Consider the following 25,137-nt stretch of genomic DNA (forward strand, 5'->3'; position numbering starts at 1 on the left):
ACGCGGCTCACTCCACCGAGACCAGCAGCGCGTAGCGCGGCTGGCCCCCCTCGTAGGTGACGACGTCCACGCCCGGGTGCTCCTCCTCGACGTGCGCCGCCAGGCGGGCGGCGAGGTCGCCGGAGCCCGCCCCGGCCACCACGGTGACCAGCTCCCCGCCCACCGCCAGCAGCCGGGTGACCACCTCGACCGCGACCGTCAGGCGGTCGTGCCCGACCACCGCGAAGTCGCCCATGACGACGCCCAGCACGTCCCCGGCCTCGCACGGGCCCGCGGTGGTCATCGCGCGGCGCGACGCCTCCGTCACGGCGCCGTGGCGGCAGTGGCGCGCGGCGGAGGTCATCTCGAGCACGTCGGGCCCGAACGCCCGGCCCGGCTCGTGGACCGCCAGCGCGGCGAGACCCTGCACCTGGGCCCGGCTGGGCACCACCGCGACGACGACGTCCCCGTCCTCCTCCGCCGTCCGGGCGGCGACCTCCGCCGTGCGCACCGAGTCGGGGTCGTTGGGCAGGATCACGACCTCGGCGGCCCCGGTCCGCCGTACCGCGTCGAGCAGCATGCCGGCCGACGGCCGCTCCCCCGGGCCGCCGGGCACCGCGACCGCGCCCGCCTCCTCGAACACGGCGGCCAGGCCGGGCCCGGCGCTCACCGCGACGACCGCCCGCCCCGTGCGGCGGTGCGGCGCGGCGGCGGACGTCCCGGCCTCGCCGGTCGCCCCCGCCTCGGCCACTCCGTCGCTCGCGCGCTCCGGGCGGTGGCCGTGCCCGTGCCCGTGACCCGCGCCGTCGTGGCGGGCGTGGTCGCGGAAGTGCGTGACCCGGATCTGGTGGGGCCGCCCGGCCGCCACGCCGGCCTCGATGGCGGCGCCGGCGTCGTCGACGTGCACGTGGACGTTCCACAGCCCCTCGGCGCCGATGACGACCAGCGAGTCCCCGATCGCCGACAGCTGCTCGCGCAGCCGGGTGACAGCCGCGTCGTCGGACCGGTCGAGGAGGTACATGACCTCGTAGGCCGGGGTGTACGGCGGGGTGTAGCCCGGGAGGTGCGCCGGGGCGTGCGCCGCGCCGGACGACGCACCGTCCGTCGCCGGAGCGGGCGGGTGCCCCGAGGACGCCACCGAGGACGCCACCGGGGACGCCACCGGGATCGTGTGGTGGCCCAGGCGCACCGGGACGGGCAACGGGCGGCGACCGGTCAGTGCCGTCTCGGCGGCGTCGAGGATCACGCACAGCCCACGGCCGCCGGCGTCGACGACGCCCGCGGCGGCCAGGGCCGGGAGGAGCTCGGGGGTTCGGGCCAGCGCCTCGCGGGCGGCGGCGGCCGCGGCCACGTAGACGTCGCGGGACCGGGGGCGCTCGGCGCGCGCCGCCTGCTCGGCGGCCTCGCTCGCGGCGCGCGCCACGGTGAGCATGGTGCCCTCGACCGGCTCGCCCACGGCGGCGTAGCTGGCCCGCGTGGCCTCGGTGAGGCCGCCCGCGACGAGCACGGCGGTGCGGCGCCCGTCGGCCGCGGCCCCGAGGTGCGCCGCTACCGCCCCCAGCATCTGGGCGAGGATCACGCCGGAGTTGCCGCGGGCGCCGAGGAGCGCGCCGCGGGCCAGGGCCCGCAGGACGGTCGCGAGCTGCTCCGGGCCGACCTCGGCCGCGACGGGCCGGCCGGCGTGGGCGTCGCCGGCGATGCCGGCGAGACCGACGGCGTCGAGCGCCTGCACCATGGCCTCGCGCGCGGCCGACATGGTGAGGAACATGTTCGTGCCGGTGTCGCCGTCGGGCACGGGGAAGACGTTGAGGGCGTCGATCTCCTCGCGGGCGTCGGCCAGCGCGTCGGTGGCGATGTGGACGAAGCGGGCGACCACCTCGAGCCGCACGGGCTGTCCGGCACCGCTCATCTGGCCCCCTCCGCTCCGTGCTCCCCTGCGCCCGGACCCGTGCCCGGACCCGTGCCTGCGCCCCCGCCGCCTCGCGCTGTCCGTCCGCGGGGGCGGGCGACGCTGCGGGAGGTGGCAGGATGCCACGTTAGCGGCGGCGGACCGCGCGGCGACCCCGTCGTCCCCCGGGTCTCCCCGGCCTCGCTCGGCGATTGGCCTGCTCCGCGCGCGATCGGCTACTCTCCTCCGGTTGCCTACGTGAACGTCGCCGCACCTCGTGCGGAGCCCACGTCGGCGTACGACTCGAACTGTTCTCGACTTCAGGAGTACCGGTGGCTGCCGTCTGTGACATCTGCGCCAAGAAGCCCGGCTTCGGCAACAACAGGCCGTGGTCGCGGAAGATCACGAAGCGTCGCTTCAACCCGAACATCCAGCGCGTCCGCGCCAAGGTCGGCGGCACGCCGACCCGGCTCAACGTCTGCACCGGCTGCCTCAAGGCCGGCAAGGTCACCCGCTGACCTGAGCGCACCGACGCCCGAGGGCCCGTCCAGCACTGCTGGGCGGGCCCTCGTCGTCTCCCCGGGGGTACGGCGGACCCGGCGCGCTGCGGGCGGCCGGGCGGCTCAGAAGTGCTGCCAGCCGGTCGGGCCCTCGGGGGCGACGCCGTCCACGGTGACGGGAGCGAGGGCCGCAGCCGGGTCGTGGGCGTGCACCCGGCCCACGACGGTCCAGCCGTCGGGCAGGGGGGCGTCCGCCGGGAAGGTGGCGACGAGCGCGTGGTCGTCGCCGCCGGTCAGCACGAAGCCCAGGGGGTCCGCGCCGAGGGCCGAGCCCACCGCGTGGAGGGGCTCGGCGACGTCGAGGGCCGCCGTCTCCACGTCGATGCGGACCCCGGAGGCGACCGCGACGTGGCCGAGGTCGGCGAGCAGCCCGTCGGAGACGTCCACCATCGCGGTGGCGCCCGCCTCGGCGGCGGCCGGCCCCGCGTCGTACGGCGGCTCGGGGCGCCGGTAGGCCTCCACCAGCACCCGGGGCGAGCGGAAGCCGCGGCCCAGGACGGTCAGCCCGGCCGCCGCCCAGCCCTGCCGCCCGCAGAGCGCGACGACGTCGCCCGGGCGGGCGCCGGAGCGGAGCACGGGCCGCTGGGCCACCGACCCGAGCACGGTGACCGCGACCACCACGGCGTCGGCCCGCGTGACGTCGCCGCCGACCACGACGGCCCCGACGAGCCCCGCCTCGGCGACGAAGGCGTCGGTGAACTCCTCCACCCACCGCAGCGGCAGGTCCTCGGGCAGCGCGAGCCCCAGGGTCAGGCTGGTCGCGCGGCCGCCCATCGCGTTGACGTCGGAGAGGTTCTGCGCCGCGGCGCGGTGGCCCACGTCGGCGGCCGAGCACCAGTCGCGGCGGAAGTGCCGGTCCTCGACGAGCAGGTCCGTCGAGACGACCGCGTGCCCGCGGCGGATCCGCAGCACCGCCGCGTCGTCGCCCGGCCCCACGAGCACGTCGTCGTTGCCGCTCAGGCGGGAGACCACGGCCTGCACGACGCCGAACTCGCCGACGGCGGAGAGGGGGGTGTCGGCTCCGGTCGCGCGCGGCGGGCGGGGGTTCTCCATCCCCCCATCCCACCAGACCCGCTCCCCCGCGACGGGCAGACCCGCCCCGCCCGACCCAGCGGCACCGCCCGGTAGGTTGACCCGGCGCGCGGCCCCGCGAGGGCCCCGCCCGTCCCCGCCCCCCGCACCGCCCCGGAGGCCCCGATGCCCGCCGCCCGCACGCGCCGCGCGCCGCGCGCCGTCACCCTGCTGGCCGGCGTCCTGGCGGCGCCGGGCGTCCTGGCCGGGTGCTCCGCGGGGCCGGTGCAGGTGGAGGGCGCCCTCCTGCTCGACGACCTGCCGGCGGAGCAGCGCGCGGCGTGCGCCGCGCTGCTGGAGGACCTGCCCGACGAGGTCGGTGGCGAGGAGGAGCGCGACGTCGCGCCCGAGGGGGTCGCGGCCCGGGCCTGGGGGACGCCGGCGACCGTGGTCGTCTGCGGCGCGGAGCTGCCGGCGTCCTTCACCGACACCTCCGACTGCGAGGTGGTCGGCGAGGTCGGCTGGTACGCCGAGCCCGCGACGTACCAGGACCAGACGGTGGACGTCGTGGTCACGACGATCGGCCAGGAGCCCACCGTGCAGCTGCGCCTGCCGGCCGAGCGGCGCCCGCCGGTCGAGGAGGAGATCGACGTGGCCCCGGCGATCCTGGCGCACACCGAGCTCGTCGACCCCTGCTTCTGAGCTCGGGCCCGGCTTCTGAGCGCGGGCCCGGCGGGTCGGTCGGGCCGGGGTCGGTCGGCGGGGCCGCGGGTCAGCGCAGCCCGGTGTCGCGGGCCAGCGCGCCCCGCACCAGCCGGTCGACCAGCGTCGGGTAGTCGATGCCGCTCGCGGCCCACATGCGGGGGAACATCGACAGGCTCGTGAAGCCCGGCATCGTCTCCACCTCGTTGAGCACCACGCGGCCGTCGGGCATGACGAAGAAGTCGACGCGCGCGAGGCCCTCGCAGTCGAGCGCGTCGAAGGCCGCCACGGACAGCTCCTGCACGCGGGCGGCCACCTCGTCGGGCACGTCCGCAGGCACGTCGAGCGCCGTGTTCTCCTCCGGCAGGTACTTCGCCTCGAAGTCGTAGAACGAGTGCTCGGCGGTCACGCGGATCTCGGCGAGTGCGCTCGTCGTGTGGTCGCCGGCCCCTTCTCCGGCCAGCACGCCGCACTCGACCTCGCGCGCCCCGACCGCGGCGGCCTCGACCAGCACCTTCGGGTCGTGGCGGCGGGCCTCGGCGAGCGCGGCGTCGAGGTCGGCGAGGTCGTCGACCCGGGTGATGCCGAAGCTGGAGCCGGCCCGCGCGGGCTTGACGAAGACGGGGAGGCCGAGGGCGGCGACGCGCTCGCGCACGCCCACCTCGTCGCGCGCCCAGTCGCGCGGCGTGATCGCCACCCAGGGCAGCACCGGCAGCCCGGCGGCCTCGAAGAGGCGCTTCATGTAGACCTTGTCGGTGCCGACCGCGGACGACAGCACGCCGGCGCCGACGTAGCGCACGCCGGCCATCTCCAGCAGGCCCTGGAGCGTGCCGTCCTGGCCGAACGGCCCGTGCATCACGGGGAAGACGACGTCGACCTCGCCGAGCACGCGCGGCACGTCGCCCGCGTCGCGCACGACGAGCTCGGGCGTCGCGCCGGGCGTCAGCTGCACGGCGGCGTCGCCGCGCACCTGCGGCAGCGCACCGCCCGGACCGAGCTCGAGCCGGTTGAGCGACGGGTCCTCGAGCACCCAGCGCCCGTCCGTCGCGATGCCGACGGGGACCACGTCGTACTGCTCCGGGTCGAGGGCGGCGATCACGCTGCCGGCCGAGATGCACGAGATCGAGTGCTCCGCGGAGCGGCCCCCGAACACGACGGCCACGCGCGGACGACGGGGGGCGGACTCGCTCATGGCGCTCGACCCTACCGGCCCCCTCCCCCGCTCCCGCGCACCCCGCGCGGCGACGGACCCCCGACGCCCACGCCGTACGCTGGCGGGCATGCCCGAGCAGCCCTCCTCCCCCGGCACGACCCCCGTCCCCACCGGCTCCGACGGGCACCCGGCGGCCCTGCGGCCCGCCACCCGCGCGGTGCACGCGGGTCGTCCGGCCCGCACGCCCGACGCCCCCCTCAACACGCCGCTGACGATGGCCGCGACGTACGTCGGGGGCGGCGACGTGGAGTACGGGCGCTACGGCAACCCGACGTGGCTGGCCTTCGAGGAGACCCTCGGCAGCCTCGAGGGCGGCCGCGCGCTCGCCTTCTCCTCGGGCCTCGCCGCGGTGGCCGCGCTGCTCGACCTCGTCGCCCCGGACGGCGTCGTCGTGGCGCCGCAGCACTCCTACCAGGGCACGCTCGGCCAGCTGGGCGACCTCGAGCTGCGCGGCCGCGTGCGGACCCGGCTCGTCGACGTCGAGGACGTCGACGCCGTCACGGCCGCCTGCGAGGACGCCGCGCTGCTGTGGATCGAGTCGCCCACCAACCCGGCCCTCGAGGTCGCCGACATCCCGGCGCTCGCTGCGGCCGCGCACGCCGCCGGCGCGACCGTGGTCGTCGACAACACCTTCGCCACACCCCTGCTCCAGCAGCCGCTGGACCTGGGCGCCGACGTGGTGCTCCACTCCGCGACCAAGTTCCTGGCCGGGCACTCCGACGCGCTCCTCGGCGCCGTCGTGGTCCGCGACCCCCAGCTGTACGACGTGGTGAAGGGCCGCCGCGACCTGCTCGGCGCCGTGCCCGGCACCCTCGAGGCCTGGCTCGCGCTGCGCGGCCTGCGCACCCTGCACCTGCGGGTGGAGCGTGCCCAGGCCAACGCCGCGGAGCTCGTGCGGCGCCTCGAGGCGCACCCGGCCGTCTCGCGCGTCCGCTACCCCGGCTTCGGCGCGATCGTCGCGATCGAGCTCGCCGACGGCCCGCTCGCCGCGGACCTGCTGTGCCGCTCGACGCGGCTGTGGGTCTTCGCGACCAGCCTCGGGGGCGTGGAGTCCACGCTCGAGCGCCGCCGCCGCTGGAAGACCGAGGCGGCCACGATCCCGGAGTCGCTGGTGCGGCTCTCGGTCGGCGTCGAGGACGTCGACGACCTGTGGGACGACCTCGTCGCCGCGCTCGAGGCCCGCTGAGGCCTCAGTCCGCCTCGGCCTTGGTCTCGCGGGCCACGAACGCCGTCATCATGTCGCGCGCCGTGATGGTGCCGGCCACGACCTCGTCGACGTGCTCGGCGATGGGCACGTCGACGCCGGTACGACGCGCGAGGTCGCGCAGCGAGCTGCAGGACTTCGCGCCCTCCGCCACCTGGCGGGTCGAGGCGTAGATCTCCTCGGTCGTCATGCCCGCCCCGAGCCGCTCGCCGAAGGTGCGGTTGCGGCTCAGCGGCGAGGAGCAGGTGGCGACGAGGTCGCCCAGGCCGGCGAGGCCCATGAGGGTCAGCGGGTTCGCGCCGAGGGCGACCGCGAGGCGCGCGGTCTCGGCGAGGCCGCGGGTGATGACGGACGCGGTGGTGTTGTCGCCGAAGCCGAGGCCGACGGCCATGCCGACGCTGAGGGCGACCACGTTCTTGTAGGCGCCGCCGATCTCGCAGCCGACCACGTCGGTGCTCGTGTAGGGGCGGAACGCCGGGGTGTGGCACAGGCGCTGCAGGCGCCGCGCGGTCTCCTCGTCCTCGCACGCCACCACGGAGGCGGCGGGCTCGCGGCGGGCGATCTCCTTCGCGAGGTTGGGGCCGCTGACGACGGCCACCTGGCGCGAGGGCACGTCGAGGGACTCGGCGATGACCTCGCTCATGCGCTTGACCGTGCCGAGCTCGACGCCCTTCATGAGCGACACCGAGACGGCGTCGCGTGGCACGAGGTCGCGCCACTGCTCGAGCGTGCCCCGCAGCGTCTGGGACGGCATCGACCACACGACGACGTCGGCGCCGGCGAGCGCCTCCTCGGGGTCGGTGGTCGCGTCCACGCTGCCGGGGAGCTGGATGCCGGGCAGGTAGTCGGCGTTCTCGTGACGCGTGTTGATGCGCTCGACGACCTCCTCGCGACGACCCCACAGGGTGACGTCGCCGCCGCCGTCGGCCAGCACCAGCGAGAACGCCGTGCCCCACGACCCGGCGCTCAGCACCGCCACCTTCGTCATGCACCCTCCCCGTCACCGGTCGGACGGCCACCCGGCACGCCCGGCTCGTCGTCCGCGCGCGGCTCCACCGCGCGGGGGCGACCGTACTCGCTCACGCCCCGCCGGCGGGGGTCGAACGGCTCGGCAGGCGGCTCCTCGCCGCGGATGCCGGCCAGCAGGTCGGTGATCGCCGCCATGATCCGGGTCGTCGCCTCGGCGGCGGCCCGCGCGTCCGTGCGGCCGACGAGGTCGTCGAGACCGACCGGGGCACCCGCCCGCACGGTGACGTGCTTGCGGGGCAGCAGCCGCGGTCGCGACGAGTACGGCGCGAGCACGTCCTGCGCGCCCCAGTGGGCCACCGGGACCACGGGGCAGCCCGTGGCCAGCGCGATCCGTGCCGCGCCCGTCTTGCCCGTCATGGGCCACAGGTCGGGGTCGCGGGTGATGGTGCCCTCGGGGTAGACCACGACGCACTTCCCGGCCCGCACCGCCTCGACCGCGGCGGCGTACGCCGAGGCGCCCGCGCTCTCGCGCTCGACCGGGATCTGGCCCGCGGCCGTCATGAACGTGGCCAGCGCGCGGGACTCGAAGAGCCCGGACTTCGCCAGGTAGCGCGCGATGCGCCCGTGGTCGTAGAGGTAGTGCGCGGCGAAGAGGGGGTCGACCTTCGTCACGTGGTTGAGGGCGACGACGAACCCGCCGGTCGCGGGGAGGTGCTCACCGCCCTCCCAGGTGCGGGAGGTCGCGGCCGTCAGCGTCGGCTTCAGGATCGTCGCCGCCACCGTGTACGCCCAGCCCCGGCGCTCGCTCAGCTTCCTCGTCGCCAAGGTCCGTCCTCTCCCTACGTCCTGCCCGGTCCGGTGCCGCGGCACCGCAGGGCAGGATAGGCGCTGCAGTGCTCCGGCGACGGCGGCGCGGTCGGACCGCCCGCGCCGCGTGGCTCGCGGGCTGCGAGCATGGGCCGGGTGAGCACGTCCCCGTCCGCCGCGATCCTGCTGCCGGTCAAGCCGCCCGCCGTCGGGAAGTCGCGCCTCGGTCACGGTCGCGCGCCGCGCCCGGAGCTGGCCGCGGCGTTCGCCCTCGACACCGCCCGCGCCGCCCTGGTCACGCCCGGCGTGGCCGGCGTGCTGGTGCTCACCGACGACCACCGGTTCGCCGGCTCCCTGGCGCAGCTCGGGTGCACCGTCGTGCCGGACCCCGTCGACGGGGACCTCAACGGCACCCTGCGCCAGGGGGCGCAGGAGGCGGCCCGGCGCTGGCCCGACGCGCGACCGGTGGCCCTGTGCGCCGACCTGCCGGCCCTGCGTCCCGCCGACCTCGCCGAGGCGCTGGTCCAGGTCCTGGCGGCCGACGGTCCGGTGTTCGTCAGCGACGCGGAGGGCACCGGGACGACCCTGTACGGCGCGCCCCTCCCCCTCTTCGACCCGCGCTACGGCCCGGGGTCGACCCGCGCCCACCTCGAGGCGGGCGCCGTACCGGTCGGGGGGGCGCTGCCCACCCTGCGGCACGACGTCGACGACGCCGCCGCACTGGACGGCGCCATCGACCTCGGGCTGGGGCCGTGGACGGCGGGCCTGCTGGCCCGCCACCCCGGCTGAGCCCGCTGCGTCAGGCCGGGGGCTCGGTCTGGGCCGCCGGGGAGTTCTGCGACGGCGTGCGCGGGCCCCCGTCGTCCGGCTGGTCCGCGACGGACGTCGTGGCGGTGGTGCGGGCCACGGGCGTCGTGCCTCCGGGCTCGGTGCCGGCGGCCGCGCGCGACGCCGCGTCCTTGGTGGCCGTCGCCTTGCTCGCCTTCTTCGCGGGGGCCTTCTTCGCGGGGGCCTTCTTCGCGGGGGCCTTCTTCGCGGGGGCCTTCTTCGCGGGGGCCTTCGTCGCGGGGGCCTTCGTCGCGGGGGCCTTCGTCGCCGGGGCCGTGGCGGTCCCCTCGGCGGGAGACGCCGGCGCGTCCGCGCTCGGCGGAGCGTCCACCGGTGCCTTCGCCACGGCGGTCTTCCGGGCCGGGGCGCCCGCCGACGGCGACTTCTTCGCGGGCGCCGTCGTCGCCGGGGCCTCCTCCGCCGCGGGGGCCTTCTTCGCGGGGGCCTTCTTCGCGGGGGCCTTCTTCGCGGGGGCCTTCTTCGCGGGAGCCTTCTTCGCGGAAGCCTTCTTCGCGGGGGCGGTCTTCACCGTCGTCCGGGTGGCCGGCGCCTTCTTCTCCGCCTTCGTCGCGGGCGTCGTCGCGGCGGCACTCCCACCGGACGACGCCGTGCCGAGCACCTGGTCGATCGACACCTCGGTCGTGCTGACGGACGCCTCGTCGCTGTCGGTGCCCTCGTCCGACGACCCTCCCGAGCGGCGCGCGCCGCCCTTGCCGGTCACCTTCGCGACGACGGCGCTGGCGGCCTCACCGGCGGCCCCCACGGTGGCCGCCGGCAGCTGCTTCGCCCCGGAGATGACGTTGCGCAGGTTGGCCGCGGGGGTGAACTTGGGCACGACCCCCTTCGCGGCTCCGGCGCCCTTCTCGAACGCGCCGAACCCGGTGATGGCGACCTTCTCGCCCCGGGCGACCTCACGGGTGATGGTGTCGACGACGGCGTCGAGGGCGTGGGCGGCAGCCTTCTTGTTGCCCTCGAACCTCGACGACAGCGCCTCGATGAACTGCGACTTGTTCACTGGTGTCCTTCCGGTACGTCCCGGTGCGGCGCCTGCCCCACGGGTGTCTCTGCGCACGCTAGGCGCGCGGACGGGCCACGACAACAGCGGCGGGCCCGATGTGACCCGCCGGTACCCACGCGTGGCAGGGGGACGCCACCGGTGGTGACGCCCCCCCTGCGCGGTGCGGCTCAGCGGCCCAGGAACTCCAGCAGGGCACCGTTGAACTCGGCGGCGTGGCTGACGTTGAGGCCGTGCGGGGCGTCGTCCACGACGACGTACGTCGCGCCCGTCACCGCCTGCGCGGTGCGCTGGCCCGAGACCTCCACGGGCACGGTGGCGTCGCCCGAGCCGTGGATGACGAGGGTGGGGACCGCGATGGTGGCCAGGTCGGCGCGGAAGTCGGTGCGCGCGAACGCCTCGATGCAGCCGGTCAGCGCGGCGTCGGCGGCGGGCGCCTCGAGCTCGAGCGCCTTCTGCCGCTCCTCCTCGCTGACCTTCAGCGTGCCGTCGACGGAGAAGAAGTCGGTGGTGAACCCGTCGAGGAAGCCCTCGCGGTCCGCGCCGACCCCGTCGACCATGCCCTGGACGTCCTCCTCGGCGAGGCCGCCGTCGGGGTTGTCGTCGGTCTTCAGTAGGTACGGCGGGACCGCGGCCGCGAAGACGGCCGAGCGGACGCGGGCGTCGCCGTACGTGCCGAGGTAGCGGGCGACCTCGCCGCCGCCCATGGAGAACCCGACGAGCGTGACGTCGGTCAGGTCGAGCTCGGTCAGCAGGCCGTCGAGGTCCGCGGCCAGCGTGTCGTAGTCGTACCCGGCGTCGGGCTTGTCCGAGGCACCGAACCCGCGACGGTCGTAGGTCACCACGCGGTGGCCGGCCTCGGTCAGCGCGGGCACCTGGTGCTCCCACGAGGCGCCGCTGAGCGGCCAGCCGTGGATGAGCACGACCGGACGGCCGTCGCCGCCGGTGTCGGTGTGGTGCAGCTGCACGCCGTTCGTCGAGATGGTGCTCACGCGATCTCCTCGTCGTCGAGTGCCGGGAGCGCCGGTCGGCCTCCCGGTCCGTACGACGGTAGTTCGGAGCCGGTGGCGCTCCGGGCGGGTCAGACGCGCTGCGTCACCGGCTTCCACGCGGGGCGGGCGGCCTCGTACGCCGCGATCTCGGCCTCACGGCCCAGCGTGATCCCGATGTCGTCGAGGCCCTCGAGCAGGCGCCAGCGGGTGTAGTCGTCGATGTCGAACGAGTCCTCGACGGCGTCGACGCCCTCCCCGGCGCGCACGGTGCGGCTCTCGAGGTCGACGGTCACCGTGGCGCCCGGCTGGTCCTCGAGGATGGCCCAGATGCGCTGGACGACCTTCTCGTCCACCTGCGCGGCGACGAGACCGGCCTTGCCCGAGTTGCCCCGGAAGATGTCGGCGAACCGCGAGCTGATGACGGCCTTGAAGCCGTAGTTCTGCAGCGCCCAGACCGCGTGCTCCCGCGAGGAGCCGGTGCCGAAGTCGGGACCGGCCACGAGCACGGACCCCGCGGCGTACGCTGGCTGGTTGAGCACGAACGCCGGGTCGTTGCGCCACGCGGCGAAGAGCCCGTCCTCGAACCCGCTGCGAGTGACCCGCTTGAGGTAGACCGCCGGGATGATCTGGTCGGTGTCGACGTTGCTGCGTCGCAGCGGCACGCCGACGCCGGTGTGGGAGGTGAACTTCTCCATGACGGCTCCTGGTCAGCTCGCGGCGCCGGCGGCGGCCGGCTCCAGGTCGGCGGGGGACGAGAGGGTGCCGCGGATGGCGGTCGCGGCGGCGACGGGCACGGAGACGAGGTGGGTGCGCCCGCCCTTGCCCTGCCGGCCCTCGAAGTTGCGGTTCGACGTCGACGCGCTGCGCTCGCCGGGGGCGAGCTGGTCGGGGTTCATGCCCAGGCACATGGAGCAGCCCGCGCCGCGCCACTCGGCGCCGGCCTCCTTGAACACGACGTCGAGGCCCTCCTGCTCGGCCTGGAGGCGCACGCGCACCGAGCCGGGCACGACGAGCAGGCGGGTGTCGGCCGCGACGCGGCGCCCCTTGACGATGTCGGCGGCGAGGCGGAGGTCCTCGATGCGCCCGTTGGTGCAGGAGCCGACGAAGACGGTGTCGACCTTCACCTCGCGCATCGGGGTGCCGGCCTCGAGACCCATGTAGGTCAGCGCGCGCTCGGCGGCGACCTGGTCGCTCGGGTCCTCGAACTCGGCCGGCACGGGGACCGCGCCACCCAGGGGGACGCCCTGGCCCGGGTTGGTTCCCCAGGTGACGAACGGCGTCATCGTGGAGGCGTCGAGCACGATCTCGCGGTCGAACTCGGCGTCGTCGTCGCTGACCAGCGTGCGCCAGTGGGCGACGGCCTCGTCCCAGTCGGCACCCTTCGGCGCCTCGGGGCGGCCCTCGATGTAGGCGAACGTCGTGTCGTCGGGCGCGATGAGCCCGGCCTTGGCGCCCCACTCGATGGACATGTTGCAGATGGTCATCCGCGCCTCCATCGAGAGCTCCTCGATGGCCTGGCCGCGGTACTCCACGATGTAGCCCTGCCCGCCACCGGTGCCGGTGTGCGTGATGAGGGTGAGCACGAGGTCCTTGGCGGTGACGCCCTCGGGCAGCGACCCGTTGACCGTGACCGCCATCGTGCGCGGCTTGGACTGCGGCAGCGTCTGCGTGGCCAGCACGTGCTCCACCTCGGAGGTGCCGATGCCGAACGCGATGGCACCGAAGGCGCCGTGGGTCGACGTGTGCGAGTCACCGCAGACGATCGTCATGCCCGGCTGCGTCAGCCCGAGCTGCGGCCCGACGACGTGCACGATGCCCTGCTCGACGTCGCCCAGCGGGTGCAGCCGCACACCGAACTCCTCGGCGTTGCGGCGCAGCGTCTCGACCTGCGTGCGCGAGACCGGGTCCGCGATCGGCTTGTCCCAGTCGATCGTCGGGACGTTGTGGTCCTCGGTCGCGAGCGTGAGGTCGGGCCGGCGGACCCGACGCCCGGCGAGCCGGAGCCCGTCGAACGCCTGGGGGGAGGTGACCTCGTGGATGAGGTGCAGATCGATGAACAGGAGGTCGGGTTCGCCCTCCGCGCTCCGGACGACGTGCTCGTCCCAGACCTTCTCCGCCAACGTGCGGCCGCCCGTACGGCTCATGATTCCTCCAACAACGCCACAGCTGTCTCCTGACAGCACGGACCTTACCTCTTGCGTCCCACGAACTGAGACGTCAGTATTGCCATATGGACAAGGGAAGTGGCGTCGGCGTTCTCGACAAGGCGGCTCTGGTGCTCACGGCGCTGGAGGCCGGGCCGGCGACGCTGGCGGGCCTGGTGGCCAGCACGGGGCTCGCGCGGCCGACCGCGCACCGGCTCGCGGTTGCCCTCGAGCACCACCGCCTCGTGGCGCGCGACATGCAGGGCCGCTTCGTCCTGGGCCCCCGCCTCGGCGAGCTCTCCGCCGCCGCCGGCGAGGACCGGCTGCTGGCCGCCGCCGGCCCCGTCCTCGCCCGCCTGCGCGACATCACCGGCGAGTCCGCGCAGCTGTGGCGCCGCCAGGGCGAGAACCGCGTCTGCGTCGCGGCCGCCGAGCGGCCCTCCGGCCTGCGCGACACCATCCCCGTCGGCTCCCAGCTGACGATGCGCGCGGGCTCCGCCGCCCAGGTGCTGCTGGCGTGGGAGGACCCGGACCGCATGCAGCGCGGCCTCCAGGTCGCCGCCTTCTCCGCGACCGCGCTGTCGGGCATCCGGCGCCGTGGCTGGGCCCAGTCCGTCGGCGAGCGCGAGCAGGGCGTGGCGTCGGTCTCCGCCCCCGTCCGCTCCCCCAGCGGCAAGGTCATCGCCGCCGTGTCGGTCTCCGGTCCCCTCGAGCGGCTCTCGCGGCAGCCCGGGCGCATGCACGCCCCGGCCGTCCTGGCCGCCGCCGAGCGGCTGTCCGAGTCGCTGCGCCGCGCCGCGGCCGAGTAGGGCCCCCGCCGGGGGCGCTCACGCCGGTCAGGGGACGAGGGCCGGTACGACGACCGCGGCCGACGCCCCGGCGCCGGCCACGTGCCCGCCCCGCGCGGCCCGCACCACCACCTCGTGGGCGAGGCGCGGGTCGGCACCCGCGAGCACCACGTCCGTCGGCGCCAGCCCCGAGGCCCGGACGTAGGGCAGGTTCAGCCGCACCTCCTGCCACGTCCCCGTGCCCACCGGGCGGTGGGCCACGACGTACCCCGTCGCCCCGGCGGGGCGCTCCCAGCCGACGACCAGGCCCTGCGGTCCGTGCTCGGCCCGCAGCCCGGCGGGCGCCTGGGCGGGGCCGGCGGGGGGCAGCACCAGCGGCGGCAGCGGCTCGGTGACCCGCCCCAGCTCCGCCAGCGCCCCGTGGACGGCGCGGGCGATCCGCACCTCGCCCGCCGCGCCCGGGTGCAGGCGGTCCCAGAAGTCGGCGGCCGTGAAGCCGCCGGCGGAGCGGGCCACCACCACCGGCGACGCCGGCGTCGCCAGCTCGGCGGCGAGCACGTCGAGCCGGGCGTTGTAGTCCGCGACGAGCGGGAGGTGGACGTGCGGCAGCTGGGCGAGCACGACGTCGACGTCGGGCGCGGCCGAGCGCACCTCCCCGACGAAGGTGCGCGCCGCCGCGGCGAGGTCGCCCGGGGTGACGCCGTTGCGCAGGTCGTTGATGCCGATGAGGAGCACCACGACGTCCGGCGCGGTGGCGGCGGCCAGCTCGGGCACGTCGTACCGCATGCGGGTGAGGTACATCCCGCCCGACGCCGCGTGGTCGGTGTCGAAGTCCGGGTCGGCGTAGTCGTGGTGGCCCGTCAGGTCGAGGACCGGGTCCGCCACGTCGTCGCGGTTGCCGACCAGGTCGTACGTCGTGCGCCGCTCGGCCCGCAGCAGCTGCCAGAGCCGGTAGCGCCAGGTCCAGTCGCCGCGGTAGCCGTGGGTGAGCGAGTCTCCCACGAGCAGCACGCGGGTGGGCTGCGCGACGGGCGGGGCGGCCGCGGGCGGGCGGGTCGGCTCGGGGCTCGCGACCGACGGCCGCGCGACCACCGCCAGCAGCACGACCGCCACCGCGACCGCGGCGAGCACCACGGGCAGCAGCACCTCCCCCGACCGTCGGTGCCCCTGCGTCCCCTGCTCGACCATCCCGTGCCTCCCCCGTCGGATCCGTCACCGGGGAGACCTCCCGGGGTACGGCGGACGTTCCCGGCGGCGGGGCTGGTCTGGTCCACCCCGCGGAGGTCCGCGGGGCCGGGGGTTAGGCGCCCGGCGCCGGCCCGCCCACGACCCGGCCGAGCGCGACGGCGGCGAGCAGCAGGGCGGCCAGGGTCTCGCCGTCCGGGACCTCCCCGGCGGCGACCATGTGCAGCAGCTCCGCCCACGGCACGCGGCGAACCTCCGAGATGCCCTCGACGGCCTGCTCGAGGCGCTCGGGCGCCGGGCTCAGCCCCTGGGCGAGGAACACCCGGCCGGGGGCCCGGCAGACCCCGTTGAGCGAGGTGACCGGGCCGAGGTCGTCCCACTGTGCGGCGACGAGCCCGGCCTCCTCCCCCAGCTCGCGGCGGGCCGCGGTGAGCGGGTCGTCGTCGTCCGCGCCGCCGGCGGGCACCTCCCAGCCGGGGCCGGTGGTGTAGCGGTCGCAGCGCACCAGCACGACCTCGTCGGCCTCGGTGACGGCGACGACGAAGACGGCGGGGCTGCGCAGCTGCACCACGCCGTACGTGCCCGGGGTGCCGTCGGGTCGCACCACCTCGTCCTGCGTCACGACGATCCACGGGTTCTCGTGCACGACCCGGCCGGAGACCCGCTGCCAGCCCGTCGTCGGGCCCGTCCCGGGCTGCGTCATCAGAACAGCGCCCCCTGCTCGAGGTCGAGCAGGGCCTGCTTGCGCTCGACCCCGCCGGCGTACCCCGTCAGCGACCCGTCCGCGCCCACCACCCGGTGGCACGGCACGACGACGGGCACGGGGTTGCGCCCGTTGGCCAGTCCGACGGCGCGGGAGCCGTGGCCGGTGAGCCCGAGGGTGCGGGCCACCGCGCCGTACGACGTCGTCGCGCCGTAGGGGATCTCGGCGAGCGCCGCCCAGACCTTCTGCTGGAACGGGGTGCCGACGGGGGCCAGCGGCAGGTCGAAGCGGGTGAGGCCACCCGCGAAGTACGCCGCCAGCTGGGCCGCCGTCTCGACGAGCACCGGCCGGTCGTCGTCGCGCCCGGGCGCGTCCTCCGGCGACGCCGCGTCGCGGGGCGCGCGCACGGCGGCGGGGAACGGCGCGAACTCGATCGCCGTCACCGCCCCGTCGTGCTCCACCAGGCGCAGCTCGCCGATCGGCGAGTCGACCACGGTCCACATGTCAGGGTCCTTCCTGGCCGGCGTGCACCGGCGGCATGAGGGTGTTCCACAGGTGCAGCAGCGCCGAGGAGCGCCAGGGACGCCACGCCGCCTCGACGTCCGCGGGCACGACGGCCGGGTGGCCGCGCGCCAGCAGCACGCGCCGCACGCCCACGTCGGTGGGCAGGAAGACGTCCGGGTCGCCGAGGGCCCGCATGGCGACGTAGTCGGCCGTCCAGGGCCCGATGCCCGGCAGCGCGAGGAGCGCGGCGCGCACCGCCGCCCGCTCGGCGCCGCGGTCGAGACGCACCTCGCCCCCGGCCAGGGCCCCGCCGAGGGCCACGAGCGCCCGCCCGCGGGCCCGGGGCATCGGCAGCTCCTCGGGGTCGAGGCCGGCGAGCGCCGCGGGGTCGGGGAACAGGTGGGTCAGTCCCGGTACGACGCCGCGCAGCCCCACCGGCAGCTCCCGGCCGTGGGTGGCGACGATGCGGCCGGTGACCGTGCGCGCCCCGGCGAGGCTGACCTGCTGGCCGACGACGGCACGGGCCGCCACCTCCGCACCGTCGACGGCGCCCGGCACCCGGAGCCCGGGGGTCAGCCGCACGAGGTCGCCGACCACGGGCGCCGCGGCGAGGTGGGTGTCGGTGGCTACGGGGTCGGCATCGGCGTCGAGCAGCCGGCGCACGCGCTCGAGGGCGGCGGTGGTGTCGCGCAGGTCGGTCAGCCACACCCGCAGGGGCACCTCCGCAACGCCGCCCGGCCCGCCGGGCACCGGGTGCAGGTCGACGGCCAGCACCGCATCACCGTGGGGCAGCCGCAGCGTCCGCGCGTAGGTGGCGCCGTGCACGACCTCCACCCCGGGCACGAGGTGGGCGTCGAGGAACCCCAGCAGCTCCGGCGCGGCGTACGGCGTGCGCACCGTGAGGTGCAGCCGCAGGGGCTCCACGGCGCCCGCGGCGGCCCCGGCGGTTCCGGTGGCCCCGGCGGCCCCGGCGGCCCCGGCGCGGTGCACCCCGAGGGCCCGACCTCGGCCGCGCAGCTCGCCGGGCGTGGCGGCGTACACCTCCCGCACGGTCGCGTGGAACTGCCGGACGCTCGAGAAGCCCGCGGCGAACGCGACGTCGGTGACGGCGAGGTCGGTGGTCTCCAGGAGCACGCGGGCGGTGCGGGCCCGGCGGGCGCGGGCCAGGGCCAGCGGCCCGGCGCCCAGCTCGGCGTCCAGCAGGCGGGCGAGGTGGCGCGGGGTGTAGCCGAGCGCGGCGGCCAGGCCCCCGACGCCCTCGCGGTCCACCACCCCGTCCCCGATCAGCCGCATGGCGCGCCCGGCGACGTCCGCCGCGACGTCCCAGCCGGGGCTGCCGGGCACCGCGTCGGGCAGGCAGCGCTTGCAGGCGCGGAAGCCGGCCCGCTGCGCGGAGGCGGCGCTGGGGTGGAAGGACACGTTCCGGTACGCCGGGGTCCGCGCCGGGCACGAGGGCCGGCAGTAGATGCCGGTGGTGTGCACGGCCGTGAAGAACATGCCGTCGAACCGGCCGTCCCGGCTGCTGGCCGCCCGGTAGCAGACCTCGGGGTCGAGGCCGGCGGGGACGGGGCGGTCGGTCGGCACGTCCTCCATCCTGCCGCAGCGCACCGACCCCGGCTGGCGGGAATCGGACACGGCAGCGGCCGCGCGCCGGCGCTCGGGCGGGGAGCCCGATGCGGAGCCGGGCGGAGCCGGCGAGCCTCAGGCGGAGCGTCAGGCGGAGCGCAGGCGGGCGTCGAGGTTGGCCAGCAGCTCCCCGTGGATGCGCTTCAGCCCGGCCGGGGCGAAGGTGCGCTCGAAGAAGCCCCCGACGCCGCTCGCGCCCTCCCAGGTGGTCGTGGCGACCACGGCGCTGCCGTCACCGGCGGGGGTGACGCGGAAGGTCGTGACGAGGGTCGAGTTGCGGTCCTTCTCGACGACCGTGTCGGCCGTGGTCTCGACGTCGGCCACGACGTGGCGCACCCGCTTCTTCGTGGCGTGCAGGCGCCAGCTCGCGACGGTGCCGGCGCCCGTGCCGCCCTCGGTGACCGCGTAGTCCGTGTAGTGCTCGGTGAGGATCGCGGGACGCGTCTCGCGGTAGTCGGCGAGGGCCGCGAGAACGGCCTCCGGCGGGGCGGCGACGGTCGTCTCGGCGCTGGCGGTGACTCGGGACACGGGACGCACCCTCTCGGTGGCGGCGGGGACGGACCGCGTCAGCCTAGCGACGCCCCGCACGGGCGCTGCGGACCGCGGTGCCCGGGAACGACGAAGGGCCCGGTCTCCCGACCGGGCCCTTCGCGCGTCACGTACCCCCGACCGGATTCGAACCGGCGCTACCGCCGTGAGAGGGCGGCGTGCTAGGCCGCTACACAACGGGGGCATGTCCTTCGGTGAGCCTCGCGGCCCGCCTGTGACGACTCGGAGACTCTAGCGAAGCCTTCGTCTCATTCAAAATCCGGGCCCTGCGGGCCCGGATCTCGCTGGGATACTAGGACTCGAACCTAGACTAACTGGACCAGAACCAGTCGTGCTGCCAATTACACCATATCCCATGGTCAGGCCCCTGGTGGGGCCGAGGAGAGACCATACACGCGACCCCGGGACCCGATCAAAACGGCCGAGTCCGCGGCGCGCGCCAGGCCCATCCCGCGGTGCACCAGCACCGCGAGCGCGAGGTAGACGAGGGTCTGCGTGAGGGTGACGGGCAGCGTCAGCCAGCTGCCCCCGCTGGGCGTCAGCACCTCGTCCATGTCGCCCACCGCGAGCGCGAGCCCGAAGGCGAACCAGTTGTTCATCACGTGCATGGCGATGGACGCCTCGAGGCCTCCGGTGCGGATGACCAGGTAGCCCGCCATCACCCCGAACGCGAGCCGGTCGAAGAACACCGGCGGGCTCTGCGCCCCGTGCGCCAGGGCGAAGAGCACCGCGGGCACGACGATCGCGACGGCCGTGGCGACCCGGGGCGAGGAGAAGATGCCGCCCGCGACCTGGGTGACGTAGCCGCGGAACAGGTACTCCTCCCCCGCCGCCTGGAACGGCGTGACGAGCAGCACGACGAACAGGAAGTTGCGGGTCGTCTCGGTGAAGGCGTTGAGCGAGCCCACCTCGGAGCCCTCGGGCACCGCGCCGGGGTCGAGCGCGCTCACCAGCACGGAGACGACGAGGCTGGCCACGAGGGCCACCACCGACAGCCCCGCGCAGGCCAGGAAGTAGCCCCAGCGCATCCGGGGCGCCACCGACGTCGTCCAGCCCGGCCGCAGGCCGTGCAGGTACCGCGTGACGAGCCACACGACCGGCGTGAGCAGCGCCAGGGTCGAGAGCAGGTAGGCGAGCGACAGCGGCGTCACCGTGTCGAGCGACAGCATCTGGTCGACCCCGTCCCCCACGTCCGCGCCCACCACGGCGAGGCCGAGGGCGAAGAGCGCGAGCGTGACCATCGACAGCACGAGCACCATCGACACGGCGGCGACGACCACGCCCACCACCGGGCGCCACCAGCCCCGGTCGCCCGCCCGGTGCAGCCGGTGGTACTCCAGGGGCGGGTACGCCGCCGCGAACTCCTCGGCGCTGAGCGTCACCGCCCCGCGCGGGGCGGGCGCCGTGCCCGCCGGGCCCACCGGCCCGGTCTCCGGCGGGTACGACGGCTGCTGCGAGCCCGGGGACTGGCCCGGGGGCGGGCCCGGGGGCGGGCCCGGGGGCTGGCCCGGGGGTGGCAGGGGGTGGCTCATCGCTCCAGCGCGCTCCGCAGCCGTGTGAGCCCGCGCTCGCGCCCGAGCAGCTCGAGCGACTCGAACAGGGGCGGCGACACCCGGCGGCCGGTGACGGCGACCCGCACCGGACCGAAGGCGTTGCGGGGCTTGAGGCCCCGGCCCTCGACGAGGGCGACGCGCAGCGCCTCCTCGATGGCGGCGGTGGTCCACTCCGCCAGGGGCTCGAGCGCGTCGTACGAGGCCTGCACGACCGCGATGCCGTCCTCGGTCAGCACCTTCTCGACGTCGGCGGGCTCGCGGGTGAACGCGGCCTCGTCGACGAGGAGGAAGCCGAGCATGTCGACGACCTCGGTGAGCTTGTTGATCCGCTCCGCCACGAGCGGCATGGCGCCGGCCAGCAGCGCGTCCTGCTCGGGGGTGGGCGGGTCCGCCACGAGGCCGGACTGCACGAGGAACGGCACGCAGCGCCGCGTCACCTCGGGCACGCCGAGCATGCGCAGGTGGTCGCCGTTGATGGCCTCGCACTTCTTGAGGTCGAAGCGCGCGGGGTTCGGGTTCACCCGGCTGATGTCGAAGGCGTCGACCATCTCGTCGAGCGTGAAGACGTCGCGGTCCTCGGCGATCGCCCACCCCAGCAGCGCCAGGTAGTTGAGCAGGCCCTCGGCGAGGAACCCCTGGTCGCGGTAGGCCAGGAGGTGGGCCTCGGGGTCGCGCTTCGACAGCTTCTTGTTGCCCTCGCCCATCACGTAGGGCAGGTGGCCGAAGCGCGGCGTCGTGCCGTTGCCGACCCCGACGGCGGCGAGCGCGTCGTACAGCGCCACCTGGCGGGGCGTCGAGGACAGCAGGTCCTCGCCGCGCAGGACGTGGGTGATCTCCATGAGCGCGTCGTCGACCGGCGCGACGAGGGTGTAGAGCGGGTCGCCGTTGGCCCGGCACAGCGCGTAGTCGGGCACGAACTCGGTCTCGAAGGTGATCTCGCCGCGCACCAGGTCGTCGAAGGTGATCGAGCCCTCGGGCATCCGGAACCGCACGACGGGCGCCCGGCCATCGGCGCGGAACGCCGCCACCTGCTCGTCGCTCAGCTCGCGGCAGAACCCGTCGTACCCCATGACCTTGGACCCGGCGGCCTTGCGGCGCGCGGTGACCTCGTCGGTGGTGCAGTAGCAGTCGTAGGTGTAGTTGCTGGCTCGCAGCTTCGCGAGCACGTCGCGGTAGAGCTCGCCGCGCTCGCTCTGGCGGTACGGCGCGAACGGGCCGCCGATCTCCGGGCCCTCGTCCCAGTCGAGCCCGAGCCAGCGCAGCACCTCGAGCAGCGAGGTGTAGGACTCCTCGGTGTTGCGGGCCGCGTCGGTGTCCTCGATGCGGAACACGAACGTGCCGCCCGCGCCGTGGCGGGCGTGGTGGCGAGCGAACGCCCAGTTGAACAGGGCCGTGCGGGCCAGGCCGACGTGCGGGCTGCCCGTCGGCGACGGCGCCATGCGCACGCGCACGGGGCGGTCGCTGGCCAGGGCGGGGGTCGTGCTCATCGGGAGACCACCTTGTTCGTCAGCGCGCCCAGGCCGTCGACGACGACCTCGACCTCGTCGCCGGGGAGCATGGGACCGACGCCCTCAGGGGTGCCGGTGAGGATGAGGTCGCCGGGCAGCAGGGTCATGACGCTGCTGACGTGGGCGACCAGGGCGGGGATGTCGAAGATCATGTCGGCCGTCGACCCGTCCTGCACGACGTCGCCGTTGAGGAAGGTGCGCACGCGGCGGCCCTGGCTGAAGTCGTGGGGGTCGAGGTCGGTCTCGACCCAGGGCCCGATCGGGCAGAACGTGTCGAAGCCCTTGGCGCGGGTGAACTGCACGTCGCCCTTCTGCAGGTCGCGGGCGGTCACGTCGTTGGCGATGGTGTAGCCGAAGATGACGTCGGTGGCCTTCTCGGCCGGCACGTCGCGGCAGATGCGGCCGATGACGACGGCGACCTCGCCCTCGTACTGCACGTTCGTCGACTGCGACGGGTAGGCGATCGCGTCACCGGGGCCGACGACGGAGGTGTTGGGCTTGAGGAACATGAGCGGCTCGCTCGGCACGTCGTTGCCGAGCTCGGCGGCGTGCGCGGCGTAGTTGCGCCCGATGCCCACCACCTTGCTGCGCGGCAGCACCGGCGCGAGGAGCCGCACGTCGGCGAGCCGGTGCTCCTCGTCCAGCAGCTTGATGCCGACGTAGAGCGGGTCGCCGGCGAGGGCCACGATCGTGGCGTCCTCGGCCAGCTGGCCGTGCTCGTCGAGGTCGCCGGTCACGACGCCGTACTGGGGGTCTTCTGAGGCTGCGAAGCGGACGATGCGCACCCGGTGAGCCTAGCGAGGTCGCGCGGCGGCCCCGCACCGATGCCGGTCGACCCCCGGCGCGCACCTACCCTGGCTCCTCGTGGAGGTGCTGGACCCGGACGACCTGGCCCGTCGCCGCGCGGCCCACGAGGCCCGCGTCGACGCGTTCACCGCTCCCCACCTGGCCCGGCGCGCGGAGCGCGTGAAGCACCCGGTGCACGACTTCCTCTTCACCTACTACTCCCAGCGCCCCGCGCAGCTGCGGCGCTGGCACCCGGGCGCCGGGGTGGCCGTGCCCGCGGCGGCGGGTGCGTCGTACCGGGGGCTGAAGGGGTACGGCGAGCTCGACGTCCCCGGCCACCCCGGCGCCGTGGGGGTCACCGCGGCGCACGTCGCGAGCCAGCGTCCGCTGCTCGAGGGACTGCTGCGCCTGCTGCGGGCGACGGCCGCGCGAGCGCCGAGCTTCGGCTGCTTCGGGCTGCACGAGTGGGCGATGGTCTACCGGCTCACCCCCGAGCAGGTGCTGCACGCGGACTGGCCGCTGCGCCTCGGCGCGGCCGGCACCGACGCGGTCGTCGAGGGGCACAAGGTGACCTGCTCGCACTTCGACGCGTTCCGGTTCTTCACCCCTCCGGCCCGCCCGCTCAACCTCCTGTCCCCCGCCGCCGACGACCGCCCGGCGTTCGAGCAGCCGGGCTGCCTGCACGCGGGCATGGACCTCTACAAGCACGCGTTCCGGCTGAGCCCGATGATCTGCTCCGACCTCGTCGCGGACTGCTTCGCGCTGGCCCGCGACATCCGCGAGCTCGACATGCGCGCCGCGCCCTACGACCTGCGCGACCTGGGCTTCGAGCCCGTGCCGATCGAGACGGCCGAGGGCAAGGCGACGTACGTCGCGGCGCAGCGCGCCTTCGCCGAGCGCGGCGCGCCGCTGCGGGCCCGGCTGGTCGAGGAGTGCGAGCGGCTGCTCGCTCCCCTGCCCGTGTGACGCGGCGGCGCCCTGGAGCGCGAGCCGGTCGCACTGCGCGGAGGTCCGCTGCGCGACGTCTGCGCAGCAGACCTCCGCGGAGAGGTCCGCGCCCGGGAGAGCCGGGTGCGGACGGCCGCGCCCGTGCGTAGCGTCGGGCCGTGACCACGCCCGACCCCTCCCCCGCCGCCGGCGCCGACCGCGTCCTGCGGCAGTTCATCGCGGACGACGGCTCGCTGCACACCATGCCGACGAAGCGGGCGAAGCGGTTGGTCGTGCTCGACCACGTGGTGCAGGCGTTCGAGCTCGGCGTCGTCTACCCCGAGACCGAGGTGAACGCGGTGCTGCGCCGGTTCCACCCGGACGTGGCCGCGCTGCGGCGCTACCTCGTCGACGACGCGTTCCTGACCCGGGACGCCGGTCACTACTGGCGCTCGGGCGGCACGGTCGACCTCGGCTGAGCGCGCCGGGAGGTCGAGCCCTCGCCGGCCGGCAGCGCCGCGCAGGTCAGGGGACGGGGATGATCCCGTCGTGCCACCCCTCGAGGGGCCCCTCGGACGCCAGCACCCGCACCAGCAGCGACGGGTCGGCCGGGCCCGGCTCCGGCACGAAGGTCCACTCGGTGCGGGCGAACGCGTCGACCAGGCTGCCGCCGGGGGCGCTGGGCAGGTGGAGCGCCGAGGCCCACACCTGCCGCGCCAGCTCGGTCGCGGCCTCGTCCCCGACGTACGGCGGGCGCTCCGGCCCGGTGAGCACCAGCTGCACGCCCGGGGTGCCACCCCGCACCAGCCGGGCCAGCGTCGTCAGCGCGGGGGTCTCCCACCCGGTGGGGGCGTCGGCGAGCACCACGACGACGGGGCGCAGCACCTGCGGGTCGAGCGCGTCGAACGCGCCCGCCTCCCGCGCCGCGTCGACCAGCGCGGTACGACGCTCGAGGTCGCCGAGGAGACGCGTGAGGGCGGGCGGGGTCGTCACCGACGGGGCGGCGAGCCCCGGCGGCAGCCCGAACGAGCCGCGGGTGCGGGCGAGGTCGACGAGCACGATGCGCGGGCGGCCGGTACGCATCGCCAGGGCCGCCCGCACGCCGAGGAGGGCCGCCACCCGGTCGGCCGCGCCCTCCCCGCCGTCGTCGGTGGTCACGAGCACCGGCCGCGCCGGGACCGGGAGCACCATCGGCAGCGCGAAGTCGGTGTCGGGCAGGCCGGGGACCGTGAGGTGCCCCGCCCGGAACGCCCGCGCCGAGTCCCCCGGGCCCGGGGGCCGCGTGGCCACGACGTCCCAGCGCGCGAGGGCGGCGGGGAACGTGCGCTCCAGCCCCTCCACCTCGGTGCGCAGGGTCGCGAGGTCGCGCACGTGGGCCTGGCGGGCACGGGCGACGAGGTCGTCGCGTCGGGCCTGCGCCGCGGCGCGCGCGGCGTCGCCGGCTGCGGACAGGCGCAGGGCCGGGTCGCCGACGATGCGCTCCAGCTCGGCCTCGAGCGTGCGGTCGGCGAACTGCGTGCTCGACTCGTACGACGCGCGACTGCGCGCGGTGTCCTCCAGCACCATCCCGACCAGCTGCGCGGCCCGGTCGGGATCGACGAGCTCCCCGGGGGCCGCGGGTGGCGGTGCGGCGGGCGGCGGTGCGGCGGGCGGCGGTGCGGCGGGCGGCACGGGCGGGGCCGGGGGCGCGAGCGGG

General features: G+C 76.0%; 25 protein-coding genes and 2 tRNA genes. 7 read left to right on the forward strand and 20 right to left on the reverse strand.

Annotation, left to right across the window (positions count from 1 at the left end; all coding sequences use genetic code 11):
- Positions 1-7 precede the first annotated feature (7 nt).
- Positions 8-1,888, reverse strand: coding sequence for a DAK2 domain-containing protein (locus INN71_RS14835; RefSeq protein ID WP_277500349.1), 1,881 nt, complete (start codon positions 1,886-1,888; stop codon positions 8-10).
- Between the two features lie 311 nt (positions 1,889-2,199).
- On the opposite strand from INN71_RS14835, the gene rpmB reads away from it, so the two are divergent.
- Positions 2,200-2,385, forward strand: coding sequence for a 50S ribosomal protein L28 (gene rpmB, locus INN71_RS14840; protein ID WP_277500352.1), 186 nt, complete (start codon positions 2,200-2,202; stop codon positions 2,383-2,385).
- Between the two features lie 105 nt (positions 2,386-2,490).
- Here rpmB and INN71_RS14845 read toward each other — a convergent pair whose 3' ends face one another.
- Positions 2,491-3,480, reverse strand: coding sequence for a thiamine-phosphate kinase (locus tag INN71_RS14845; protein ID WP_277500353.1), 990 nt, complete (start codon positions 3,478-3,480; stop codon positions 2,491-2,493).
- A 144-nt stretch (positions 3,481-3,624) separates the two neighbouring features.
- Here INN71_RS14845 and INN71_RS14850 point away from each other — a divergent pair, with 144 nt between their 5' ends.
- On the forward strand, positions 3,625-4,140 hold the full coding sequence (locus INN71_RS14850) for a DUF3515 family protein (protein WP_277500354.1): 516 nt from the start codon (positions 3,625-3,627) through the stop codon (positions 4,138-4,140).
- Between the two features lie 70 nt (positions 4,141-4,210).
- On the opposite strand, the gene INN71_RS14855 is transcribed toward INN71_RS14850, so the two are convergent.
- The gene (locus INN71_RS14855) at positions 4,211-5,332 is read right to left on the reverse strand and encodes a D-alanine--D-alanine ligase family protein (protein WP_277500355.1); all 1,122 of its coding nucleotides are present in this window, start codon (positions 5,330-5,332) and stop codon (positions 4,211-4,213) included.
- 88 nt (positions 5,333-5,420) lie between these two features.
- Between INN71_RS14855 and INN71_RS14860 the strand changes: the two genes are divergently transcribed.
- On the forward strand, positions 5,421-6,539 hold the full coding sequence (locus INN71_RS14860) for a PLP-dependent aspartate aminotransferase family protein (RefSeq protein ID WP_277500356.1): 1,119 nt from the start codon (positions 5,421-5,423) through the stop codon (positions 6,537-6,539).
- A 4-nt stretch (positions 6,540-6,543) separates the two neighbouring features.
- Here INN71_RS14860 and INN71_RS14865 read toward each other — a convergent pair whose 3' ends face one another.
- Both INN71_RS14865 and INN71_RS14870 read right to left on the reverse strand, forming a co-directional pair.
- Positions 6,544-7,545 carry an NAD(P)H-dependent glycerol-3-phosphate dehydrogenase gene (locus INN71_RS14865; protein ID WP_277500357.1) on the reverse strand — a complete coding sequence of 334 codons (1,002 nt, stop codon included), beginning with the start codon at positions 7,543-7,545 and terminating at the stop codon, positions 6,544-6,546.
- On the reverse strand, positions 7,542-8,351 hold the full coding sequence (locus INN71_RS14870; RefSeq protein ID WP_277500358.1) for a 1-acyl-sn-glycerol-3-phosphate acyltransferase: 810 nt from the start codon (positions 8,349-8,351) through the stop codon (positions 7,542-7,544). The genes INN71_RS14865 and INN71_RS14870 overlap by 4 nt, the downstream gene beginning before the upstream one ends.
- A 138-nt stretch (positions 8,352-8,489) precedes the next feature.
- On the opposite strand from INN71_RS14870, the gene INN71_RS14875 reads away from it, so the two are divergent.
- Positions 8,490-9,122 carry an NTP transferase domain-containing protein gene (locus INN71_RS14875; RefSeq protein WP_277500359.1) on the forward strand — a complete coding sequence of 211 codons (633 nt, stop codon included), beginning with the start codon at positions 8,490-8,492 and terminating at the stop codon, positions 9,120-9,122.
- Between the two features lie 10 nt (positions 9,123-9,132).
- On the opposite strand, the gene INN71_RS14880 is transcribed toward INN71_RS14875, so the two are convergent.
- The 4 genes from INN71_RS14880 to leuC form a co-directional block, all read right to left on the reverse strand.
- A complete protein-coding gene (locus tag INN71_RS14880; RefSeq protein ID WP_277500360.1) occupies positions 9,133-10,176 on the reverse strand; it encodes an HU family DNA-binding protein in 1,044 nt (347 codons plus the stop codon).
- Between the two features lie 170 nt (positions 10,177-10,346).
- Entirely contained in the window at positions 10,347-11,168 is an 822-nt protein-coding gene (locus INN71_RS14885; RefSeq protein ID WP_277500361.1) for an alpha/beta fold hydrolase, read from the reverse strand.
- 89 nt (positions 11,169-11,257) lie between these two features.
- Positions 11,258-11,863 carry a 3-isopropylmalate dehydratase small subunit gene (gene leuD, locus INN71_RS14890; RefSeq protein ID WP_277500363.1) on the reverse strand — a complete coding sequence of 202 codons (606 nt, stop codon included), beginning with the start codon at positions 11,861-11,863 and terminating at the stop codon, positions 11,258-11,260.
- A gap of 12 nt (positions 11,864-11,875) precedes the next feature.
- Positions 11,876-13,312 (reverse strand): 3-isopropylmalate dehydratase large subunit, encoded by a 1,437-nt coding sequence (leuC, locus tag INN71_RS14895; protein WP_277500364.1) that lies wholly within the window; start codon positions 13,310-13,312, stop codon positions 11,876-11,878.
- An 86-nt stretch (positions 13,313-13,398) separates the two neighbouring features.
- Here leuC and INN71_RS14900 point away from each other — a divergent pair, with 86 nt between their 5' ends.
- Entirely contained in the window at positions 13,399-14,121 is a 723-nt protein-coding gene (locus tag INN71_RS14900; RefSeq protein ID WP_277500365.1) for an IclR family transcriptional regulator, read from the forward strand.
- Positions 14,122-14,148: 27 nt separating this feature from the next.
- On the opposite strand, the gene INN71_RS14905 is transcribed toward INN71_RS14900, so the two are convergent.
- The 10 genes from INN71_RS14905 to INN71_RS14950 form a co-directional block, all read right to left on the reverse strand.
- Positions 14,149-15,288 (reverse strand): GDSL-type esterase/lipase family protein, encoded by a 1,140-nt coding sequence (locus tag INN71_RS14905; protein WP_277500366.1) that lies wholly within the window; start codon positions 15,286-15,288, stop codon positions 14,149-14,151.
- Between the two features lie 112 nt (positions 15,289-15,400).
- On the reverse strand, positions 15,401-15,988 hold the full coding sequence (locus INN71_RS14910; protein ID WP_277500367.1) for an NUDIX domain-containing protein: 588 nt from the start codon (positions 15,986-15,988) through the stop codon (positions 15,401-15,403).
- The gene (locus INN71_RS14915) at positions 15,988-16,491 is read right to left on the reverse strand and encodes a methylated-DNA--[protein]-cysteine S-methyltransferase (protein WP_277500368.1); all 504 of its coding nucleotides are present in this window, start codon (positions 16,489-16,491) and stop codon (positions 15,988-15,990) included. Before INN71_RS14915 ends, INN71_RS14910 begins: the two co-directional genes overlap by 1 nt.
- A 1-nt stretch (position 16,492) precedes the next feature.
- Positions 16,493-18,076 (reverse strand): AlkA N-terminal domain-containing protein, encoded by a 1,584-nt coding sequence (locus INN71_RS14920; RefSeq protein WP_301800969.1) that lies wholly within the window; start codon positions 18,074-18,076, stop codon positions 16,493-16,495.
- A 129-nt stretch (positions 18,077-18,205) separates the two neighbouring features.
- Positions 18,206-18,646 carry an SRPBCC family protein gene (locus INN71_RS14925; RefSeq protein WP_277500370.1) on the reverse strand — a complete coding sequence of 147 codons (441 nt, stop codon included), beginning with the start codon at positions 18,644-18,646 and terminating at the stop codon, positions 18,206-18,208.
- Between the two features lie 132 nt (positions 18,647-18,778).
- Positions 18,779-18,851, reverse strand: a tRNA-Glu gene (locus INN71_RS14930).
- Positions 18,852-18,951: 100 nt separating this feature from the next.
- A tRNA-Gln gene (locus tag INN71_RS14935) sits at positions 18,952-19,023 on the reverse strand.
- Between the two features lie 3 nt (positions 19,024-19,026).
- Positions 19,027-20,199 (reverse strand): CPBP family intramembrane glutamic endopeptidase, encoded by a 1,173-nt coding sequence (locus INN71_RS14940; RefSeq protein ID WP_277500371.1) that lies wholly within the window; start codon positions 20,197-20,199, stop codon positions 19,027-19,029.
- The gene (gene gltX, locus INN71_RS14945; protein WP_277500372.1) at positions 20,196-21,707 is read right to left on the reverse strand and encodes a glutamate--tRNA ligase; all 1,512 of its coding nucleotides are present in this window, start codon (positions 21,705-21,707) and stop codon (positions 20,196-20,198) included. Before gltX ends, INN71_RS14940 begins: the two co-directional genes overlap by 4 nt.
- The gene (locus INN71_RS14950; protein WP_277500373.1) at positions 21,704-22,513 is read right to left on the reverse strand and encodes a fumarylacetoacetate hydrolase family protein; all 810 of its coding nucleotides are present in this window, start codon (positions 22,511-22,513) and stop codon (positions 21,704-21,706) included. The genes gltX and INN71_RS14950 overlap by 4 nt, the downstream gene beginning before the upstream one ends.
- A gap of 79 nt (positions 22,514-22,592) precedes the next feature.
- On the opposite strand from INN71_RS14950, the gene INN71_RS14955 reads away from it, so the two are divergent.
- On the forward strand, positions 22,593-23,480 hold the full coding sequence (locus tag INN71_RS14955; protein ID WP_277500374.1) for a 3-methyladenine DNA glycosylase: 888 nt from the start codon (positions 22,593-22,595) through the stop codon (positions 23,478-23,480).
- A gap of 140 nt (positions 23,481-23,620) precedes the next feature.
- Positions 23,621-23,920 carry a DUF2087 domain-containing protein gene (locus tag INN71_RS14960; protein ID WP_277500375.1) on the forward strand — a complete coding sequence of 100 codons (300 nt, stop codon included), beginning with the start codon at positions 23,621-23,623 and terminating at the stop codon, positions 23,918-23,920.
- Between the two features lie 46 nt (positions 23,921-23,966).
- Here INN71_RS14960 and INN71_RS14965 read toward each other — a convergent pair.
- On the reverse strand, positions 23,967-25,137 hold a 1,171-nt coding region (locus tag INN71_RS14965; RefSeq protein WP_301800973.1), incomplete at its 5' end, for a hypothetical protein.

Source organism: Nocardioides sp. ChNu-153 (assembly GCF_030466625.1).
Taxonomy (GTDB): Bacteria; Actinomycetota; Actinomycetes; order Propionibacteriales; family Nocardioidaceae; genus Nocardioides.